The sequence below is a fragment of the Arcanobacterium phocae genome (assembly GCF_018913465.1).
Taxonomy (GTDB): Bacteria; Actinomycetota; Actinomycetes; order Actinomycetales; family Actinomycetaceae; genus Arcanobacterium; species Arcanobacterium phocae_A.
This window is the reverse complement of record NZ_JABAPM010000002.1, coordinates 184,557-205,382: the sequence shown is the minus strand read 5'-3', so window position 1 is coordinate 205,382 and position 20,826 is coordinate 184,557. Positions and strand designations below refer to the sequence as shown.

Genomic DNA, 20,826 nt, shown 5'->3' with positions numbered 1-20,826 from the left:
TAGGTTCGTGCACGTTCAGTATGAATTGACTATTATTTGTGGCTACTGTTAGGTAGCTTTTTCTTCAACTTTGTCCAACCATCGCCAAGAATCAGTTCGATAATTCCGATAACTACAATGACGATCAAGAACAACACCATTGAAAACGCGAATGCGTTTCCGAATCGTCCAGCATCAACTTCTGCCAAAATCTTCTTCGTCATAATCTGAACATCTGGAGTGGCCAAGAAAATCACGGGGGAGAGGGTTGTCATCGCACGTGCAAATGCATAAATTAAACCAGCTGCGAGTGCAGGTTTAATCAATGGCAGTGTGACCTTTCGGAAGGTCTTGAAAGAATCTGCGCCGAGTGAAGCTGATGCCTCTTCGATAGATGGCGATATTTGTTGCAGGGTAGCGATTGCTGTTCGCTGGCCGGAAGGCACCGAACGGATGACGTAGACCATAATGATGGCAATTGCGCCACCGAAGAGTGCCGCACCGCCACCAAGGGCCGGAAGCCACATACGGCCCCCAAAAATGACTGGGTTATTAAACGAAATAGCGTAGCCGAGTCCAACAACAGTTCCTGGAACAGCTAGACCGAGCATACCGATGAAATCAACGATTCCGCGCCCATGCTTGAGTTTTCTTACTACCAGCCATGCGATGATCATAGAAAGGAAAGCAGCGATAGGCGTTGCGATGAGCGCCATCACGGTGGTATCGAGGATTGCTTCGTTGCCGATGCCGGATAGGACGTAACGGTAGTTATCCAATGTCCAGGTATTATCAACACCTAAAATGTTGACGAAGGATCCAATAATAACGGTGACATACAGAGTAATAATGACTGCCACGACGAGTCCAACCGCGGTAAGGATTGGAATTCGCCAAGAATTATCTGTGATGAGCTTTTTCTTGCCGGCTGGTTTACCAGTAACAGTCACGGTGTTCTTTCGCCCAACCCAGTACTGCTGGATAATGAATACCAACAGTGAAGGCACAAGCAAAATCAGGGAATAAGCAGCGCCAGCAGGAATGTCGTATTCGCCGGTGAACGCGATATATGCCCGGGACGAAAGCACGGTAAAATCGCCACCGATCACTAGTGGGTTTGCCAGATCTGCGATTGCTTCAACAAACAACAACAAGAACGATGCTGCAAAACCAGGCAACATGAGTGGCAGGGTAATGCGTGTGAAAATGTTCCATTTGCTTGCTCCCAAATCCGCTGCGGCTTCTTCTAACGAAGGATCGAGAGTGGACAATAGCCCGCGGAAATTCATATAGGAAACTGGGAAGAAAGAAAGCGTGAGTACTAAGGTCATGCCTTTTAAACCGTAGATATTGAAATTATCTAGGCCCAGTAACCCGTTGGTGATGATGCCGTTGCGTCCCAAAAGAGTAATGACTGCGGTTGCAACTGCAAATGGTGGTGCAACAATCGGGATGAGTGCTAGTAGATTGAGAAGTTTCTTGCCTTTGAAGTCAAGGCGAACGTGTGCAAACGCCAACAGGAACCCGATGAGCGTTCCCGCTAATCCGACCACGACCCCAAGAATGAGAGTATTGACGATGATTTGCCGAGGGTAAGGATCGGAAACCATAGACGTCAATACCTCGAGGCCGCGTTCGCCGAGCGCCTCGGAGAAGACGCGGATTAGCGGGAACACTGTGAGGAGTAACAGAATAGAGACGACGACGATAGTAATGATTAGCGTTGGCACGTCTCGTCCGTGTTTGCGTTTGTTCTGGATGGTGCGTCGGATTTCCCGCGCAGTAGCAGTTTTATCTGTGCCTGGCTGTGGCGGAACCGCTCCAACTATTGGTGCAGTGCTCATGATTTTCGTCGCTCCCTATTCGCGTAACTTATTTCGACGGCGGTGCGACGACTTCGTTATCGAACCGTTTAGTTAGTTCAGCTCGCTTTGCGCCAGCTTCGGCGAAGTCCCAAGTGAGTAGGTTGACTTCGTCAAGCTTGGTGATACGAGGATCGTCTTTGGCATCTGGATGAGTGTGTGCCTGGTAGGAACCAACCTCAGGTCCAATGTTCTGTGCTTCGGGCGAGATAGCAAAATCAACATACTTTTTCGCTAGGTCAAGATTCTTGGTGCCTTTGATGATTGCTACGCCACCGACTTCGTATCCGGTTCCATCCTTAGGCGTGGTGATAACCATGTCGCTCATGCCTTGTTCTTTATAGAGAGCGCAGTCATGAATGAATGAAATTCCGGTAGTTACCTCGCCACGTCCAGCTGCTTGGCCGGGCGCAGTACCAGACTTTGTGTATTGGAGAATGTTTCCAGAGAGTTTCTTCATGTAATCGATAGCTGCATCTTCGCCGCCAAGTCGGAGGTTTTGTGCCCAGAGCGTGGTGTAGGCGGTACCCGAGGTTGATGGGTGGGCAGATTCGACTTGTTGAGCCAGTTCTGGTTTGAGCAGGTCGTCCCATGACTCTGGAGCGGGCAAACCGAGCTTATCAAGTTGTTTCTGGTTAGAACAGAAACCGAGCACGCCGATATAAACTCCGGTCCACGTACCTTTTTCATCCTTGTACTTCGCCGGAATCTTTTCAGCTTCTGGTGACTTATAAGGCTCTAACAAATCTTCTTCATTTGCGGCGCCGAATCCGTCTGCTGGGCCTCCGTGCCAGATATCAAATTCTGGATTCCCTTTGGTAGCGGTGAGACGAGCTACTGTTTCACCTGACGAAAGGCGGACAAATTTAGTTGGAATACCAGTTTTTTCTTGGAATGTTTCGGTCCACTTTTGGCATAGCTGATCGAGTGCGCCGCAAGCGACTGTCAGGCTTCCACTACCTTCTGCTTGTTTACCTTCGTCAACTGCACATCCAGTTAGCGAAACGGCTCCTAGAGTGAGCACGGAGGCAAGTGCAAGCGATTTTTTAGTCAACGATGACATTGGTTGCTCCTTTGCATAAATCACATCATTGTGATGATTCCACAGTCTCACACATGATGCCTTTTTAGGGAGCATTTTCTGTTACAGATCGTTACAGATGTGTTACATGCGCGAATATTTAGCCACGAAAGATAAATTGTTTCATTCCAGAATCGCGGACTTCTAACGTATCGATATCATATGTTTCTCTGATGGTTGAGGGCGTGAGTACATCGGATGGCGTCCCGTAGCAGGCGACCTTTCCGTCTTTTAACACGATAACGTCATCGCAATATCGAGAGACAAGGTTGAGATCGTGAAGTACGATAACTGCGGTTGTTGATAGCTCACGTATGAGAGCCAGGATCTGATGCTGATAAGTGATATCTAGATGATTTGTGGGTTCGTCAAGCACAATACACGGGCAGTCTTGGGCGAGTGCACGCGCAATGAGCGCACGCTGCCGTTCACCTCCCGATAAAGAGTGGAGATAACGATCCTTCGCGTCGGACATGCCGACTAATGACAGCGCACGCTGCGTATGTGTCACGTCAACTTTGCTGTATCCTTGCATGTCTTTGCGATGCGGGGCACGGCCAAGCATAACAAGATCCCACACTCTCATACGGCTTGCGTCATATTCGAATTGAGAAACAACAGCTAACTGGGTCGAAATCTGCGAAGGCTTGAGCTTTTTAAGAGGCACATCGAATAGTCTGATTTCCCCCTCGTGTAATGGTTGTGCACCGAAGAGTGACCGTAACAACGTGGTTTTACCAGAACCATTGGGGCCCGCAATCCCCAAAATTCGGTTAGGTAAAACATTGAAAGAAACGTGGTTAAGAACTGTTCGTTCTCCGAAGCTGATGGAAGCGTTTCGTACTGAGAGAGGGAAATCAGACATGAGTGTTATTTTTTGAGCTGTTGGGCAAGATCGATAGTTCCGTAAATGGCACTAGGGGAGGCGTAGGCCATCGCAGATTCCGCATAGTAGATCCGGTTATTTTTAACTGCTTTCATATCGCCATATCCTGGAATCTTTTCAAGCCGTTTGAGCGTGCTTTCTTTGGTTGCACCGCCCATGCCCGTCAGAATGATGATCATATCTGGATCAGATTTCACGAATACTTCGGGTGCGAGCGGGCCTTGGTGTGGATGGTAGTTCGGATCGATTGCCGAATGGATGCCAAGTGTTTTGTTGATATCACCAATGACACCTTGTTCTCCGTAACTAAACAAGCCATCGTCTTCGCCGAAGTAGTAGGCATAGGAGACTCGTTCTCCATGACCGGGTTGTTCGTTTTTGATTTCTGCGATGCGAGTCTGAAGATCTTGTACAGTTTTTTGTGCGGCATCTTCGGTTCCCAGTATTCTTCCAAGCTGGGTGATCTCACGAAGAATAGTTGTGAAAGATTCATCAGGGGTTCGGTCTGGGTAGAAATAGTGGCATTCTGAAGAATCAACAATCGCGGGAATTCCCTTATCGGCAACACTCGAAGGGGAGAGGCCAGCTGAATCGAAGCCTCCGCCGTACACCAAGTCTGGCTTTACACTCATAAGCCCTTCGATCGAAAGTGCGTCATCTGTGATAACTGGAATGGAATCCGCGCGCTTTCCCATCCATGATGCTGCTTGTTCGCCCCATTCGTTGGCACGCCCAATAACATTGTTCTCGCCTCCTGCGGCAAGAAGATACGCCAAACCAGTGACTCCCATAGAGACGATTTTTGTTGGAATCCTGGTTAGTGTGGTCTCTTGCCCACAGTTCTTCACTACTACCGGAGAATCGTAGGCAATAGAATCTGAAGCTTCTGCTTTTCCAGAAGGAGTGGAACACGCGCCCAAAGCTCCAACTAGAGCTAGCACGCATATTCCCGATACAAGTTTTCTGCTAGTTTTCATAAGGTATTCCTTTGATAGTTATGAGGCATATTTTTTGATAAGGACCATGAGCATAGGAGTCCCAACGATGGCGGTCAGAATTCCAATAGGAAGTTCTGCGGGGCGCAGCATAATTCGTGTACAGATGTCTGCGTTGACAACCAGAATGGCACCAAGCAAGGCAGTGAGTGGAAGTGCGCAACGAGTCATCTCTCCAACCAGTAGCTTGGCAAGATGTGGAACCACAAGTCCGATGAAACCTATTGCGCCGGTTAAGGACACGAGCACCGCGATAGTAAATGCAACGATGATAAATAAAAGATTTCGATAAAACGCTGGGTGTGTGCCTAACGCTCGAGCTGAATCGTCGCCAAGATTTAACACGTCGATTCGTCGTCCAAAAACAAAGAACAGAATGAACGCGATGCTTGTGGTGATCGATGCGATCCCGACGTCGTTCCACGAAGCTGAACCAAGTGAACCAAGCGTCCAGAACATAACCGACTTCGTTCCTGCAGCATTCTTCGCCAAAATAGCAATGAGGCTGGTGAGGGCGGAAAACAGATAGCTGACTGCCATTCCCGCAAAAATAATTCGGGTAGGGGAAGCGCCACCACCAGCCGTGGCAAGAAACGAAACCGCGGCGATTGCGATTAAAGCTCCAAAGAAGGCGCCCAGAGTGACTCCTAATGAAGCCAACAACGTGTTCGAAGCTCCCACGACGATAACGAGCGCAGCTCCGGCGGACGCGCCAGAAGAGATACCTAAAATATATGGATCGCCAAGAGGATTGCGTAAAAGAGATTGAGTTATGAGCCCGCAGATAGCGAGCCCCGCGCCGATAGTTGCTCCGAGGAGCGCGCGCGGAATTCGTATTTCGCTGATGATCTGTAAATCGACGTCTGTAGGTGAACTATCCGACGTGCCGAAGGCGTAGAAAATTCCATCCACAGTAGAGCTGATTGAGATATCGCTTGCCCCGATCATGATGGCAAGGATCAGGCTGACACTGAGAATTATTGCGGTGACAAGGGTGATTAGTAGGCGTGATTTTCTTGTGAGGAGCATAGTTTCCCTAAATATTGTTATGAAAACGGTGTGACGTCGTTTTCTCTAGGTAAGCCCATAACTCATATGTGTGTTTTATGCGGGTGTCTTTATCTTTAGCGCCGTGATGGTCACCAGGGACATTATATCGTTTGTATGTAACTTGAGATCCCATTTCTGCCATTTTTTGAGCCAACTGGTCCGAATGAACTATTGGTGTTATTTGGTCATTAACATAGCCAGAAATATAGCATGTTGAGTCTGAGGGGAGGCTGTGTCGAGGATAAAAAAAGATTGGATCCTCGGATGCCATGAACCTATCCCAGTCAGCACTCTCTGGATTTCCATATTCTGTTATCCAGGAAGAACCAAATTTATTCTTTAATAAAGACTTGGTGTTGGTTATAGGAACTTGACAGATAATATTTTTTACGAGATCAGGAGCATGTAGCGCTGTTATTGCTGTAAGAAGCGCGCCATGTGACATGCCATGAAGGAAAGTTGTATCTGCATTACATATGTTTTCTTGGATGAGTGTCCTTACGCTATTTTCAACGTCTTTCCTAACGAGAGATCGTCCTGATCGTTGTCCAGCGGTATGCCATGCTGGACCAAACTCTCTTCCGCCACGACTGCGGACAAGGACGATATTGCCTCCTTGAGCTAGCCATAAAGCATAAATAGGGAAGGAGAAAAAAGGGTCATTGTTAATTCCAAAACCTCCATATATGTGTATTATTGTTGGCCGAGGTTGATCGAATGAACCATAGCAGTCGATTGGGATTTTGGTGCCATCAACTGAATAAGAAGAAAGACGACGATAGTGCAATCCTTGATTGGGGACAAGGGTAGATAGGGATCCTAGAAGCTTGACTTTCCCTGAGGGGTAATCCACACGCCATATTTTTCCAGGGTCAATAAAGGAAGATGTTCGGAATAATATGTTTTTTGCTGTGTAACTTAGAACATCTATTCGGTTCCCCGCTGGGAGATCGATTCCGGTAACTAGTGCCTTAGCTGAACCTTTTGAAGAGAAAACTATTGCACAAGCGGCATCGTAGTGTCCGATATAGATAGAATTCTCATTTGAGATCGCGGACGTTAAATAACATTTTTGTGTGCCTTGAATATGTGCGCATCCATTAATTTGGCTCATCTTCCCTTTAAAGCGGGATGCGGGGTCCGAGAATGTCTCCAACGTAGCTCTTTGAGCGTTTTCATTATGTTGTTGTAGATCTATATACTCCATCAAGGAAGGGAATCGAGTGTGCATGGACAAAAATATATAATTAGGTTTGCCTAAGTTCAAGACTTTGGAACAATTCATTCTTACTGTGTCGATAACCTTAGTTGGGGAAATTTGGTTCTTGTGAAAAAAGTGTTGGATGGTTAGAATCGACTTAGGTTAGCCTAACCTGGCTAACCTGTAGTGAAAAGGATGTTCGTCAAAGAGGAGAACACTATGTCCGATGTTGAAATCATTGAGGTAGACGAAACTATTACGGATCAGATTACTGTTCCGCATTGCCATCACGCTCAAGTCACGCCAACCTTTGCGTGGGCATAGCAAAAATGGGTGATGTGGAAGGTGGTAGGAAATCTATCGCCTTCCACATTTTCAATAGTGTGTATTGAAAATCGGATGGTAAGAGAAGATGTTTTCGTTATGTCTTGAGGCTCGTCACCTTTCTGAAGGATGTACTTTGATCCACTGTGCAGATGATGCCAAGATAATTGTGACTGCTGACACGTATTCCATTATTGAGGAAATCAAACGTGCTGAAGAATGTCAAGATCTTGATTGTTTGGGCGTCCCTCTCAAAAAGATGCTTCTTAAGCATGGATCTGTGCTTCCAATTGAACGTCCTTGCAATGAAGCAGTTATTGCTGAAAATGACTGTCATGTGCACCAAGGCGAAAGCGGCGTTGAGGTTCTTGTATGTGGTTATGAACCTGTTGGGACACGCTTGGTGGCATTATTACATAATGAGGGGGTCAAGGCCCAGTATTCTTCCAAAACCATCCGAGAGTGCTCGTATGAAGTTATTCGAGGAGGATTTCTACTTATATGTAGAGGCCCTGGGTCGCGTCAGCTGTTTGCTGATGAAGTGAGGGCTTTAGAAGTTTTAGATATAACCTGGGCAGTGGTTGACTATGCTGCGAGATCATTCTTGTTTGGCCCAGTTGTTCAAGATGGGAAAGGTGCACGTTTTTCTGATTGTATGAAACGATCATGGGGAAACGCTATCAATAAAGAAGTTTATTTGGCAGAGTTACAACCAGCGTTATGGGGAAACTTCCTCAGTCGTTTAATCTCTTCTCATCCTGCAATGGAAATGCTTGCACATCTGGTGAGGGGACTAATTAAGAAAGACGTAGAAAACAAAGAAGGAGTATCTCCACTCGATACTGTCTGGGAAATTGGGTTAGATGGTCAGCTAGATGTGCGTGCAGTACTGCAGTGTTCCTTTATTAACGGACCCTCAAAACAAATTCAGATACACCCACCAACATACCTGGTGGACTCAAAGTTCGGCATAGTTAGAGAGTTGAATGAGGTCCGTTATTCTCCTTCGATGCCTAAAACTCTTCACACAACACAAGCTAGAGTCACTGACTTGGCTCGGGTAGCGGGGTATGCCAATACGGTATTCTGTCAAGGTTCCACGCTTATTTCTGATACTTGTGCTGGTTCGGAACGAAAGAAAAAAATTGAATATAACATGAAGTCCGCAATCGGGGAGTCTGTAGAGCGATACTGTTCGAATCTTATTGATCTTCTCCCAGCTATTCATGGAAGTTACGATAGCCTTCTTCGACGTGGCTACCCTGTTCTTGATCCTTCAGAATTAGTATTGTTTTCTGAACAACAATATGCGGAACCAGGCTTTCCTTTTGAAAAATTCTCTCATGATTTGCCAGTTTCATGGGTAGAAGGCCGTTATTATGGTTCGGATTCTCCCGTTTTTGTTCCTGCCTCTCTTGTGTATGTCAACTGGTATACGAATCAGTACCACCATGAACCTCGCGTGAACTTTCCAGCTTTTGCAGGAGTTGCGGCAGGCGAAACAATAGAACAAGCTACGCGTTCAGGAGTCAGCGAGATCTTGGAACGCCATGCCACGATGGTGTGGTGGCTTAATGCACAGGCTCTTCCGAGTATTGAATTAGCGCCAGGACAATGCCAGCTATTTGAGAGTTCACAAGATATTCTGCGCCCTTCCTTGGTCCATCTTGATAACACGTTTGATGTGCCTGTAGCAGCTGGAATCGTTCATAATGATTCACACCAATTGGTACATGTTGGTTTCTCGTGTCGTTCAACGATAGATGATGCTGCGTTAAAAGCATGGAGCGAGGCGTTAACGTTGCAAGAAGGTGCCCTTGATCTCTTAAATCCAGAGGGAGTCCATTGGAAAGCTATTGCAGAAGGCTTCTTGCCTGGCAGATCCTATAAAAAATGGCGCGGCGATCGGTGCTATCTGGATGACTTCCGCCAAGATATGAAAGATGTTGACGATTTACTCGTACAACAAGAAGTATTTCTGGATCCACGTGCTGTACGGCGTGTTGCACATTTGATTGATCGCCCAGCAACGCGTCAGGCCAATAGTGTTCCTCACCTAAAAGACAATTCTCTTGCTTCCTATGTAGAAAAAATTGAAGCTCGAGGGAAGCGCGTCATAATCGTTGATATCACGTCCCCTGATGTAGCTTCGTGTGGTTTGAGGGTGGTACGTGCTCTTGTCCCGGGGGCAGTTGGAAACTCTCCGGCTGCGTTCCCGTATCTAGGGCAAGGTGTCGTGGCGCGTGAAGCGGTAGAACTTGGATGGCGAGAACGTGCCTTGACGGATGCTGAGATAAATCTATTTCCGATGCCTCATGCATGAGCAGGCTCATCTCACAAAGAAAGTAATAACGCATGTTCACTCAACAAATGATGGTTATTCGATCAGCAGGTTTACGTGTGATTCTCTTGCTCCCGTGTATCGTGATCGGCCTCGTCGTTTCCTGTATATACGTCATAACAGCGCTCGTTAATGCGCGCCTATTCGTAGAGTTACTAGGCGAAAGAGATACAACGCGAATCATCTGGTTCGTGTGTATCGTGTCAGTGTTACTTCTGATTCGCCCACTGATAGATGTTGTTGGGCAGCTTGCACAGAACCGTGCCGGGTTAATCGTGAAGCGCAATCTTCGTCAAACATTGTTGAATAAAGTTGAGCAACAAGGGCCGATGCGAATTGGGCTTGATAGGGCGGGCGTTGTTCAATCTGTGATAACAGATGGCGTTGAAGCGGTTGAAACCTACTTTGTTAAATATTTTACCCAGCTGGTTGTTACAGTAGTAACAGCAATAGGACTCGCATTTGGGCTTGCGATGATATCGCCGTTAATTTCCGTTGTGTTATTGACGTGTGGGATTGCTGTGGTGGCTATTCCTCGACTATGGGACAAAGCTTTAGCGGAGCGAGGTCAATCCCACTGGGCAGCTTACGAAGAATTGAACGCAGATTTTATTGACGCGATGTTCGGTATGACTACCTTGAAATCTTTTGGCGCAGCGGGTGCGTACGGAGAACGACTTGAACGTCAGTCACGTGATTTATTGGCGACGACGCTCGGGCAGTTACGTCTTTCTTTAGGGGAGACGGGGCTCAGTACGTTAATGAAAGGCCTAGGGCCTGCTGTAGCATTGATCATTGCTTTTATTCAGGTTCGGTCGGGGAGCCTTAAAATTGGCGACGTATTTACAGTGACCTTGGTATCGGTTGAGATGTTCCGGCCGTTCAACCAACTGTCAGCATCCTGGCATGAGGCATTCTTTGGCATTTCTGCATTGCCGTCGATGAACAGCATCTTATCTATGTCCGCCACAGAAAACTGTAAAAAAGAGCCAGAAACTCACAAGGACGTGCCTTTGACTATCACGTTCCAGAACGTAACTTACACGTATGTGGGGTCCGATACTCCAACGCTTCCTTGCCTCAACCTCACCATTGCAGAAAAGCAAACGACTGCCTTAGTAGGATCATCAGGTTCAGGAAAATCCACGGCACTCGGATTACTTATGGGGTTCGATCAGCCAGAATCAGGCTCTGTACTGGTGGGAGAGAACAATCCTGCAGATATTGATATATCTCAGTTAGTGACGTTAGTTCCTCAAGATCCACTTATTTTCCCAGGAACTGTGCGAGAAATTCTCCACATGGCTAAACCGGACGCGAACGACGACGACATGATGGGTGCGCTTCGGCTAGCCCAGGCAGATATGTTGCAGATGGAAATGGAGGACACCTGTTCGCACAATCATGTGTTGGATCTGTTTATAAACGAACATGCAACGAATCTATCAGGTGGACAAAAGCAACGTCTTGCGATTGCGCGAGCACTCATCAGGAACACTGACGTGTTGATCTTGGATGAATCCACATCTGCACTTGATACGCATACGGAAGAACTACTCCTTACCGGAATAAGAACGGCTCGTCCTGATCTGACCTTGATACTCGTAACGCACAGAATTGATACTGCTGCGAAAGCGGATCACATTATCGTGATGGCTCATGGAGAGCTGGCGTGTTCTGGTAATGCACATCTCTTAGCTCAAGATCCAGAATCAGCATGGTCGCGCCTCCTTGAAATGCAGAAAGGACAGTAGCAGATATGAAGAACACCATGAACAATATCGTGCAACTGATGGTGCGGTTACACGAATGTCTCCCACTTTTTATAGCATCCACGATCGTCACGATGCTAGCGCAATTAGCAGTCGTTGGCGCGGGGATAACATCAGTGTGGATTTCCACGTCTTTTCTCCTCGATACGCACGCAGAACTCACTGGTTTTGTGGCTCTCTTGGGGACTTTGGTTCTTACGCAGGCCGTAGCAACCCTATGCGAAGTGTGGTGGTCCCATGAAGTTGCCTACCGGATTCTTCACACACTCAGGCGCCATATATATGCTGCTATTAGCCGCATTGCGCCTTTAGGCCTTCACGGACGCCGCACGGCAGATGTCGCATCGGCAGCCATGGACGATGCAGAAAAACTTGAATGGTTTTACGCCCACACCGCCTCCACAGCTGTCTGTGCGGTGGTAACTCCAAGCATTCTTATATCCATTTTATACGTGCTTATCGGACCTCTCGCTCTTGTCATGATCATTCCGATTGCCTTGATGATAGTTTTTCCATTACTTCTTATGCCGATTCAACGCCAGCAAGGGAAGATTTTACGATTCGGGCTCGTGGATTTACGAGCAACTGTGCTTGATTCTATCCAAGGACAACGCGAATTACGTTCTTTGGGAATGAACGAGCATCAGCATGCCCACATCGGAGAAATCGCCGATAGAGTCCAACATATATACGCTCGCCAAATGCTGCGCAGAACCTGGGAAAGTACATTTGCCTCGGTCATCACTGCAGTAGGGACAACCATCATTCTGATCATCCTCACTGGCCGCGTTCTTGATGGGCATAGTGATGGACAAATATTGCCAATCGCCATCGTTACGGCAAATATGTGTGTGATGCCAACAATGACGTTCGTTGCCATGATGGGACGAATCGGAGAAATTGGCGCCTGCGCAGAACGTATTAACACTATCATCGCTGCTCCAGATCCAATACCTGCTGCTATAGAGATGCAATCACTCACACGAGAACATGAAGAAGGAACGTTAGTCAGCGAGAACGTTGTTTTCTCCTACGCAAACGAACCTGTTGTCAACGGCGTCAGTCTTGTTGCAAAGCCAAACCAGACAATAGCTCTGGTGGGGCGATCCGGTGCCGGAAAAACGACGTTCGCCAACCTAGTCATGCGATTCTTAGATCCGCAACACGGCGAACTCAGGTTTAATGGAACCAACCTACGATCGTATGGTCCTGATGGCTACCGGAAACAACTCGCGCTCGTTCCACAAGATTGCCATATATTCGCGGGAACTGTACGGCATAATCTCGCATTAGCCGCTCCGAACGCCTCCGATGAGGAGATATGGGAATCCCTTCGTGCTGCCCACATCGATCATTTAGTCACCCAACTTGGCGGTTTAGACGCTCACATTGGCGACCGTGGGACAACACTATCTGGAGGAGAACGCCAACGTATCGGTATTGCCCGCGCCTTCTTGCGCAATCCGGAGATACTCCTACTCGACGAACCCCTAGCGAATATCGATCCGATCCTAGAATCGAGTATCACTCACAATGTCAGGACTCTACGAAACAACCGAACAACGATCGTCATCGCACATCGATTGACGTCCATATTGATGGCAGACCATATAATCCTACTCGAAAAGGGCCAGATATGTGCACAAGGTACTCACGAACAACTCATGCACGAACCCTCATATCAGGAATTATTAGGAGACCAGCTATCCTAGGGTCGTGCTAGCACGTATTCAAGGCTCCGCGTGTTATTCGTTTAATTGTTGTTCGATATTTTTGACGAGGATATTATCATCAATTTCTGCGATGTTATAGGTGTTTGCATAATCTTTAAACGCAGAACAAGCTTCTTGAATTTGGGAATAATGTGCGGCTGCTTGTTAAGTTGTAAGGCCAAAACAATGGGCGGCTTGGATTAGTTCTTTCTTATTACGTTGAAAACCTGTGCTGTTATGAAGAATGGATGTTCCTGCAATCCTTTGAGAACGAAAATCTGGCGAGACATCGAAAAGTGGAGCCAAACTCCATCCTTTATCATTGCGAATGAAACCATAGTTTCGCATGTGGTCATCAACATTATTCAAAATGATTGATAGAGCGATCCGATCAAAAAGGGACGCCTTATCTTCACAGGGAGAGACACAGAAAGAATCCATATAGCTCGCCAGCATTTCGAAGGAATACGGTTGAGAAAGATTGTGAAGATGAAGAAGATAGGCAGCAGAAATATATCCGATCCGTTCGTCTCCAATTCGATCAAACCTTTTAGCGATCAATGCTGAACCATAGGTGTCAATCCGAACATGGCGGAATTCTGGAACAGGCAGTCCTGCATCACGTGCACATGAGAGTGCAACAGCTTCCCACGCTTCAACGTCATCATCATCTGATTTATATGAAAATTTGACCAAGCTCAGCCCGAAAGTGAATCAATTATGTTAATTTTGGGACGCGCGCCACCGAGAGACGATCCTGCGAAAGCAATATGTGAAATATCTTCTTCGCTAAGATGAGTGAGATTTTGAGCCTTACCTGCAATAGAAAGAACGTCATTTTCTGTTGGGAGAAGAGAAGTGTGCTCTGCAAGTAACTCACCATTGCTGAAAAACCGTAGGTTTCCCATCCGGCTTCTATCGTCTACAAGGCTTATATAATCAAAAATAGCTAGCTCTTGAGGACCTTGCTGGATGCGAATAAGTTTTTGCCCCAAGAATCTGGTCCTGCATCATCAATTGCACCAGGTAAGGACGGGTTTCCGAAAAATGGCAGAGTTTTATTAGTGAGCGGTAGATCTGGACTAATTGCGTAAGAATCTCTGCGATGAAGCCATTCTGAATCATAGGCAAACTCGCTTGAAACAAATTTGCCAGTTGCGGAGGTGTTTACCGAATTCTAGGAGATTCTGACGAGTAACAAAGTCATTACTTTTCATGAGCTCCCCATTTCTTTCATCTTCTATAATGTTCTTAATACATAACAATATATATCTTTATGTTATGTGAAGTGAACATTAAATCATGTAGTTGACTGCTGACGCACCCGATAGCCCGTTCCGCGCACCGTCTCAATCAGATTCTCCCGCACCCCAAGAGCCTTCAAATGCGCACGCAACCGATGCACCGTAATCCGCACCATTTCACGCCCACCCACACTCTCATCCGTATTCCATACGTGAAGCAACAGATCATGGAAACTCACCGTGCGATTGTTATTATGCAAGAGTTGCTCCAAGACGCGAGACTCCATCGCCGGCAACACTGTCGTCGATCCGGCAAAACTCAATTCACCGGTGTCTGAATCAATTCGGATGCCTTCGGCCTCGCTCCACGAAGTTTCACCACGTCTCCGTAGAATCGCCTCAATGCGCAAGCCAACTTCACGCGGAGAAAAGGGCTTAACGATGTAGTCGTCTGCGCCAGCCTCCAAACCTCGGATACGATCTTCTTCTTCGCCCAGAGCTGACAGGAGGATAACAGGTGTTGAGCTTGTTCGGATGGAACGGCATAATTCAATTCCGCTCGCTCCTGGTAACATGACATCAAGTAAAACGAGCTCAACATTATGTGTCTTCAGTATTTCTTGTGCTTCTTCTGCACTCTGCGCGCCAATCCATTCCCGCCCGGTAGATTCCACAACATACCCGATAATGGCTCGAATTTGGGGTTCATCGTCAACTACAAGGACAACGTTCATACTGTTTCTTCCGTTCTAGCAGAAAAAGCTGTGTGTGTCCCGTGGATCGGGAGCTGGACAAGTACCTGGGTTCCGCAGCCAAGCACAGTATCAACAATAAGCCTACCGCGATGTGCAGCGATAATATGCTCTACGACTTTCATTCCTATTCCGGAACCAGCTTGCGGTAAATCGCTATGTGTTTGTGCGTCCGTTGAAGAAATTTGAGGCAAAAATGTACGAGCCATGATGCCTTTTCCGTTGTCTTCAACAACAACGAGAGCTATTCCGTCGTCGGCGGAGACTCGAATATGAACTTGTGTGCCTTCGCCGCCATGGCGTATGGAATTCGTTAACAAATTCCATACAACTTGTTTTAGCATACGTGGATCTGCGTCAACAAAAGTTGGGGCTCCGTGATTGTCGAGGCGAATATCGCACGGGTGCATAATTCGAAATTCGTGGACAGCCTCGCGGATGAGTTGCCGAAGGTCGACATTAATTAAATTCAGAGTTGCAAGAGATTTTTCCATCCGAAATAACACCAAGAAATCTTCTGCTAGTGCGCAGGCAGTTGCTGAATTTTCAGCGATCGTATTCAGGAATTGGCGTTGGACAGAACTGATCGGACCTAAATCTCCGGTAGTAAGGATTTCTGATGCGCCTTTAATAACTGTTAACGGCGTCCTAATCTCGTGCGAAAGGTATGCGGGAGATACTAGATTTGATAGGACTCGTTGCTGCAGGACGTCATTTCTTCGCTTTGCTTTACACAGTAGACGACGATTCCAAACCCACATGATCACACTGATACAGCTCAGTGCAGCCAGTGCAATCAATACTATCTTTGTAAACATCAGCGGTGAATGATATTTTCGAGCTTCTCACCTGCAAGCAGATGACGGACTTGACGTTCGATCAATCTCTGTAACCGTGGAAGTAAAGCTCGTGAATAGCCCCCGTTATGTGCAGATATAAGCACATGCGGATGAGTATAAAGAGGATGTCCGGTTGGTAATGGTTCAGGATCGACAACGTCGAACGCAAATCTAAGCCGGTCAGCATGCTTGACCATCGCGGCGGTATCAACGATGACGCCACGCGCCATATTGACTAGCAGTGCTCCGTCTTTCATTAGGCTGAGGAACTCGTCATCAACGAGCCCTCGAGTTTCATCAGTCGCGGGAACTATCAAAATAACGACGTCGGCCTCCGGCAAAAGCTGCGGAAGTTGCGTCGTCGAATAGATGTGCCCTTCGGCGTCGTCGCGTTCGCTGCGTGCTACCCGTATCAGGTCTACCTCGAATGGTGCTAGCCGCTGAGCGATCGCTGAGCCTACTCCGCCGACGCCCACCATGACCACTCGTTGATCTGCTAAACCGGGCGAAAAGAATGTATCCCACCTTCCCTCAGCTTGGGAAATGATTGAGCGCTTAATATTGCGTTGCATAGCCAAGATGAGAGATAGAGTGAGCTCTGCCGTCGAGGTCTCATGAACCGTTTTTGCATTTGCAAGAATATGATGGCTGCGAAGGTGCGGAATAAGTGGTTCATAGCCCAGTGTGGAACACTGAACGTACGTGAAGTCGAGCCCATCTAAATGCTGATAGTCTGGATTTTTGGTCAGCAGTGGGGTGATAACCATGTCTATGTGGGACACCGGTGCTGGGCCGCAAATGTCCCAATCAATAATCTCTATATCAGAACCAAACTTTTCGAGAATGTGCCGAATATTCTCATCTGGGGAAGAAATAGTAAGAGTCATATTTTTAGACTAGCCTACGAAGCGATTTCAGTCGCATTCTGATACCAGTCGGCGTGCCATCCGTAGGTAGATGTTCTTTCGTTCTAGGCTAACTGTCAGCTATGCCCGTTGCATAGCTATGAGGAGGAAACATAGTGGCACGCTCTGGATCAGCCGAGAATTCACAACATAAGCCAAAGAAAAAGTCTGCGCCTGCCGTAGCAGAAACGGATAATCATACATCAAGCGTGAGTGACCGTATCCTCGGCGGAAATGGTGGTCGGCTATTCATATTAATTAGCTTGGCTATTATTGTGGCTCTGCAAGAATGGTTCGGGCTTTCTGGCGCTGTTGGGCCAGTTATCCATCATGCGACTGCCGGAATCGTTGGCGTGCTTTCGGTTCTGGTACCGATTGTGTTACTCGGAATTGTGGTGCAATTGTTTCGCCGTTCTCATACAGAAACTACCCAACGAGTCGTTATTGGCTTGGCTTTAATTGTTGTGTCAGTGAGCGGACTTGTACATATCTTTATGGGACAGCCCACGCCTCAATCGGGTTTTGCTCATGTTGAAGCTGCAGGTGGTCTTGTCGGATTTCTTGTTGGCACTGGGCTGGCAAAGCTTTTGTCCGTTTGGGGTGCCGTTCCGGTCCTTGTTTTTATTATCCTGTACGCGATTCTCTATTCAACAGGAACAGCTATAAAAGATATCGCTGATTGGGTGTCGGCCAAGCGAGCTGAAAGAGCAGAATTTGAGCCTCACCATTCAGCTTCTGTGCCATTTGATCATCCGGAAGAAATTGACGACGACGCACCTGTTTCCCGCTTGCGTCGACCTCGCAAGAAACAAGAACATGCTGATGATTCCACTGTGGAAGAGGCTAAAAAGACGACGTCGAAGCCCCGCCAGCCAGCTGCGGATGCAACTCGGGTAATGCCAGCGAAACCTGTCAAAGTTCCGGCAAAAACTCAGACTGAGCCGGAACGTAAGGCTCCTAAGCCAGAGCCGATCCCGGAGCGCATTGAGCAACTTGAGTTGGCGTCGAATATTACTTATACATTGCCTTCGATGGATTTGTTGAAACAGGGCCCGCCGCATCTCGAGCGGTCTGAGGCTAACGATCGCGTCGTTGAAGCGTTGACCCGAGTGTTCTCTGAGTTTTCGATTAATGCTGAAGTGACTGGCTTTTCTCGAGGACCAACAGTTACCCAGTATGAGGTGGAACTTGGTCCGGGCGTTAAGGTCGATAAAATCGAGTCACTTTCGAAGAATATTGCGTATGCAGTAGCTTCATCTGACGTTCGCATTTTGTCGCCGATCCCTGGGAAATCGGCTGTCGGTATTGAAATTCCGAACGCAGATCGAGAAACAGTTCTCTTGGGTGATGTTTTACGGTCAGCGGTAGCTCGGAAACAGACGCATCCACTTGTTGTTGGCGTGGGCAAAAATGTTGGGGGACAGTACGTTGTCGCGAATTTGTCAAAGATGCCTCATCTTTTAGTTGCAGGAGCTACCGGTGCTGGTAAATCGTCGTTTATTAATTCGATGATTACCTCGATCATGGTGCGGTCAACGCCGGAACAAGTGCGTATGATTTTGGTTGACCCGAAGCGTGTTGAACTGACTATCTATGCCGGAATCCCGCATTTGATCACGCCTATTATTACCAACCCTAAAAAGGCTGCTGAGGCTCTGGAATGGGTTGTACGAGAGATGGATCAGCGATATGACGATCTGGCTGCATACGGATTTAAGCATATTGATGATTTCAATGAGGCGGTGCGTGAGGGCAAAGTCACTGCGCATGAGGGCTCACAACGCACGTTGCAACCGTACCCATACTTGCTTGTCGTAGTTGACGAGTTAGCTGACCTAATGATGGTGGCTCCGCGTGATGTCGAAGCGTCGATCCAGCGTATTACGCAGTTAGCTCGTGCGGCAGGTATCCATCTAGTGTTGGCGACCCAGCGACCTTCGGTTGATGTGGTGACGGGTCTGATTAAGGCGAATGTTCCATCGCGACTGGCGTTTTCGACGTCGTCGGCAACGGATTCGCGCACAATTCTAGATTCTGTAGGTGCTGAAAAACTCATTGGTATGGGTGATGCACTGTTTGCGCCAGCAGGTTCGATGAAGCCGATGCGTGTGCAGGGTGCGTGGGTTGATGAAGAGGAAATCGCTGCGACTGTTAAACATGTTAAGGCTCAGATGCAGCCAACGTATCGCGAGGATGTTATTCCTAAGCCTGGTGAGATGAAGAAGATCGACGACGATATCGGTGACGATCTCGACGTGCTTTTGCAGGCTGCGGAGTTAGTCGTTAACACACAGTTCGGTTCGACGTCGATGCTCCAGCGTAAGCTACGGATTGGTTTTGCTAAGGCTGGACGTATGATGGACCTATTGGAATCTCGAGAGATCGTTGGCCCTGGTACTGGTGGTAAAGCTCGTGATGTGCTTGTTACTCCGGAGCAACTTGGCGATGTTATTGCTTTGCTTAAAGGGGAGGACGTGGATTTAACCGCACCCAAGGATGATGATGAGAGTGACGTTGCTCCAACCCAGATCGTCGATTCAGCTGAGTATGCGAACGATGAGAGTGCGACTGTTGTCATGCCCGCTAATCGTTATGCAACAGATCCGCTTGAATCGAACGAGGGTGACGAAGCTCGCCAATGGTATGACGATGAAAATGACAATGAGGGCGAATCGGGCGAAGATGCATGGCAACTGACGGGTCGGTAAGGATTGACCGGAGAGTTGCCTCCACTTTGCTCATAAAACCTTTATGATATAAGGGTGAAGGAACAGCGCGTCTCAAATTTCAATATAGCTAATGTATTAACCGTTATGCGGTTAATCCTCGTACCAGTGTTCATTGTGTCGTTTTTAGAAGTGACTGATGGACATCTCTGGCTGGCATGGGGAGTCTTTGCCATTGCTGCTAGTACCGATAAGTTGGATGGACATTATGCGCGCAAGTATGGGCTGGTTACTGACTTCGGTAAACTTGCCGATTCGATTGCTGACAAAGCATTAATTATTTCCGGACTGATACTTCTGTCATGGCATGGCTATCTGTGGTGGTGGATGACTATCGTATTCATCGTCCGTGAATTGGGGATTACGCTAATGCGTATGTTCATGGTGAAGAAAAAGGTGATGGCAGCGGGGCTGGGTGGAAAAATTAAGATGGTTGCCCAGTCGTTTGGTATAGCTGGTCTTATCCTGCCGTGGCATACGTTTTTATCAGAAGGGCTGACTGAACTTCTTATCGGTGCTTCTTATGGGCTAATGGGAATTGCATTGGTCTTTGCTGTTAGCAGTGCGGTTGAGTACATTATTGAGGCTCGCAAGATTAACCATGAATCGGAAATACCTGCCGATCATCGGACTCATCTATGAAAAAGGAGCTCAATGAGCTGGCTAACCGGGTGCTCGAACTTTGCAGTTCGCGTCGGTTAACTCTCGCTGTTGCCGAGTCGCTTACTGGTGGGGCAGTTGCTAATTCGATCGTAAATATTCCGGGTGCTTCTGCTGTTTTTCGGGGAGGTGCGGTAACTTACGCTACTGACAGCAAATCTCGTGTTTTAGGGGTAAGTAAGGAACGCTTGGCATTAACAGGACCGGTTGATGAATTGGTCGCGCGTCAAATGGCTTCGGGTGTTGGTCAGTTATTCGATTCTGATATTGCGGTTGCAACGACTGGCGTGGCAGGACCAGGTCCAGCTGACGGGCATGAGGCAGGCACGGTTTGGATTGGAGTGTGGAGTAAATCTGCGGGTTCCTTGGCGTTTTCTTATCAGTTCGATGGCGACCGAGATTATGTGAGGTATCAAACAGTGGAAGCTGCTTTGCGCTGTATTTTGTTGAATTTTCAAAGTAACTGAGGTGTTCCGCAGAGTAATTTCAGTGAATTC

At 47.5% G+C, this 20,826-nt stretch carries 18 protein-coding genes; 6 read left to right on the top strand and 12 right to left on the bottom strand.

The window, feature by feature from the left end:
• Nucleotides 1-32: 32 nt before the first annotated feature.
• From KSO86_RS03515 to KSO86_RS03490, 6 genes are all read right to left on the bottom strand, one after another.
• The gene (locus KSO86_RS03515; RefSeq protein WP_216378915.1) at nucleotides 33-1,823 is read right to left on the bottom strand and encodes an ABC transporter permease; all 1,791 of its coding nucleotides are present in this window, start codon (nucleotides 1,821-1,823) and stop codon (nucleotides 33-35) included.
• 28 nt (nucleotides 1,824-1,851) lie between these two features.
• Complete coding sequence (locus KSO86_RS03510; RefSeq protein ID WP_216378916.1) at nucleotides 1,852-2,904, bottom strand: ABC transporter substrate-binding protein; 1,053 nt, start codon at nucleotides 2,902-2,904, stop codon at nucleotides 1,852-1,854.
• 118 nt (nucleotides 2,905-3,022) lie between these two features.
• Nucleotides 3,023-3,787, bottom strand: a complete 765-nt coding sequence (locus tag KSO86_RS03505) for an ABC transporter ATP-binding protein (protein ID WP_216378917.1) — start codon at nucleotides 3,785-3,787, stop codon at nucleotides 3,023-3,025.
• A gap of 5 nt (nucleotides 3,788-3,792) precedes the next feature.
• The gene (locus KSO86_RS03500; RefSeq protein ID WP_216378918.1) at nucleotides 3,793-4,785 is read right to left on the bottom strand and encodes an ABC transporter substrate-binding protein; all 993 of its coding nucleotides are present in this window, start codon (nucleotides 4,783-4,785) and stop codon (nucleotides 3,793-3,795) included.
• Between the two features lie 18 nt (nucleotides 4,786-4,803).
• On the bottom strand, nucleotides 4,804-5,832 hold the full coding sequence (locus tag KSO86_RS03495) for a FecCD family ABC transporter permease (protein WP_216378919.1): 1,029 nt from the start codon (nucleotides 5,830-5,832) through the stop codon (nucleotides 4,804-4,806).
• Nucleotides 5,833-5,839: 7 nt separating this feature from the next.
• Complete coding sequence (locus KSO86_RS03490; RefSeq protein WP_216431826.1) at nucleotides 5,840-7,084, bottom strand: prolyl oligopeptidase family serine peptidase; 1,245 nt, start codon at nucleotides 7,082-7,084, stop codon at nucleotides 5,840-5,842.
• Between the two features lie 382 nt (nucleotides 7,085-7,466).
• On the opposite strand from KSO86_RS03490, the gene KSO86_RS03485 reads away from it, so the two are divergent.
• From KSO86_RS03485 to KSO86_RS03475, 3 genes are read left to right on the top strand one after another with little or no spacing between them, the layout of a single operon-like run.
• Nucleotides 7,467-9,701: a YcaO-like family protein gene (locus KSO86_RS03485; RefSeq protein ID WP_216378921.1), complete on the top strand. Its 2,235-nt coding sequence runs from the start codon at nucleotides 7,467-7,469 to the stop codon at nucleotides 9,699-9,701.
• A 32-nt stretch (nucleotides 9,702-9,733) separates the two neighbouring features.
• Nucleotides 9,734-11,473, top strand: coding sequence for an ABC transporter ATP-binding protein/permease (locus tag KSO86_RS03480; protein WP_216378922.1), 1,740 nt, complete (start codon nucleotides 9,734-9,736; stop codon nucleotides 11,471-11,473).
• Nucleotides 11,474-11,478: 5 nt separating this feature from the next.
• Nucleotides 11,479-13,203, top strand: a complete 1,725-nt coding sequence (locus tag KSO86_RS03475) for an ABC transporter ATP-binding protein (protein ID WP_216378923.1) — start codon at nucleotides 11,479-11,481, stop codon at nucleotides 13,201-13,203.
• A 165-nt stretch (nucleotides 13,204-13,368) separates the two neighbouring features.
• On the opposite strand, the gene KSO86_RS03470 is transcribed toward KSO86_RS03475, so the two are convergent.
• The 6 genes from KSO86_RS03470 to KSO86_RS03445 form a co-directional block, all read right to left on the bottom strand.
• Entirely contained in the window at nucleotides 13,369-13,899 is a 531-nt protein-coding gene (locus KSO86_RS03470) for a HipA domain-containing protein (protein ID WP_216378924.1), read from the bottom strand.
• 2 nt (nucleotides 13,900-13,901) lie between these two features.
• Nucleotides 13,902-14,198, bottom strand: a complete 297-nt coding sequence (locus tag KSO86_RS03465) for a hypothetical protein (protein ID WP_216378925.1) — start codon at nucleotides 14,196-14,198, stop codon at nucleotides 13,902-13,904.
• Nucleotides 14,153-14,290: a hypothetical protein gene (locus tag KSO86_RS08650; protein WP_366493507.1), complete on the bottom strand. Its 138-nt coding sequence runs from the start codon at nucleotides 14,288-14,290 to the stop codon at nucleotides 14,153-14,155. The genes KSO86_RS03465 and KSO86_RS08650 overlap by 46 nt, the downstream gene beginning before the upstream one ends.
• A gap of 213 nt (nucleotides 14,291-14,503) precedes the next feature.
• Complete coding sequence (locus tag KSO86_RS03455; RefSeq protein WP_091282005.1) at nucleotides 14,504-15,181, bottom strand: response regulator; 678 nt, start codon at nucleotides 15,179-15,181, stop codon at nucleotides 14,504-14,506.
• Nucleotides 15,178-16,017: a sensor histidine kinase gene (locus KSO86_RS03450; protein WP_216378926.1), complete on the bottom strand. Its 840-nt coding sequence runs from the start codon at nucleotides 16,015-16,017 to the stop codon at nucleotides 15,178-15,180. The genes KSO86_RS03455 and KSO86_RS03450 overlap by 4 nt, the downstream gene beginning before the upstream one ends.
• Entirely contained in the window at nucleotides 16,017-16,925 is a 909-nt protein-coding gene (locus KSO86_RS03445; protein ID WP_216378927.1) for a 2-hydroxyacid dehydrogenase, read from the bottom strand. Before KSO86_RS03445 ends, KSO86_RS03450 begins: the two co-directional genes overlap by 1 nt.
• Before the next feature lie 134 nt (nucleotides 16,926-17,059).
• Here KSO86_RS03445 and KSO86_RS03440 point away from each other — a divergent pair, with 134 nt between their 5' ends.
• Genes KSO86_RS03440 through KSO86_RS03430 form a run of 3 tightly spaced genes read left to right on the top strand, consistent with a single transcriptional unit; the run spans nucleotide 17,060 to nucleotide 20,796 of the window.
• The gene (locus KSO86_RS03440; RefSeq protein WP_216378928.1) at nucleotides 17,060-19,651 is read left to right on the top strand and encodes an FtsK/SpoIIIE family DNA translocase; all 2,592 of its coding nucleotides are present in this window, start codon (nucleotides 17,060-17,062) and stop codon (nucleotides 19,649-19,651) included.
• A 54-nt stretch (nucleotides 19,652-19,705) separates the two neighbouring features.
• Nucleotides 19,706-20,311: a CDP-diacylglycerol--glycerol-3-phosphate 3-phosphatidyltransferase gene (gene pgsA / locus KSO86_RS03435; RefSeq protein ID WP_366493455.1), complete on the top strand. Its 606-nt coding sequence runs from the start codon at nucleotides 19,706-19,708 to the stop codon at nucleotides 20,309-20,311.
• Complete coding sequence (locus KSO86_RS03430) at nucleotides 20,308-20,796, top strand: CinA family protein (protein ID WP_216378929.1); 489 nt, start codon at nucleotides 20,308-20,310, stop codon at nucleotides 20,794-20,796. The genes pgsA and KSO86_RS03430 overlap by 4 nt, the downstream gene beginning before the upstream one ends.
• The last annotated feature ends 30 nt before the right edge of the window (nucleotides 20,797-20,826 follow it).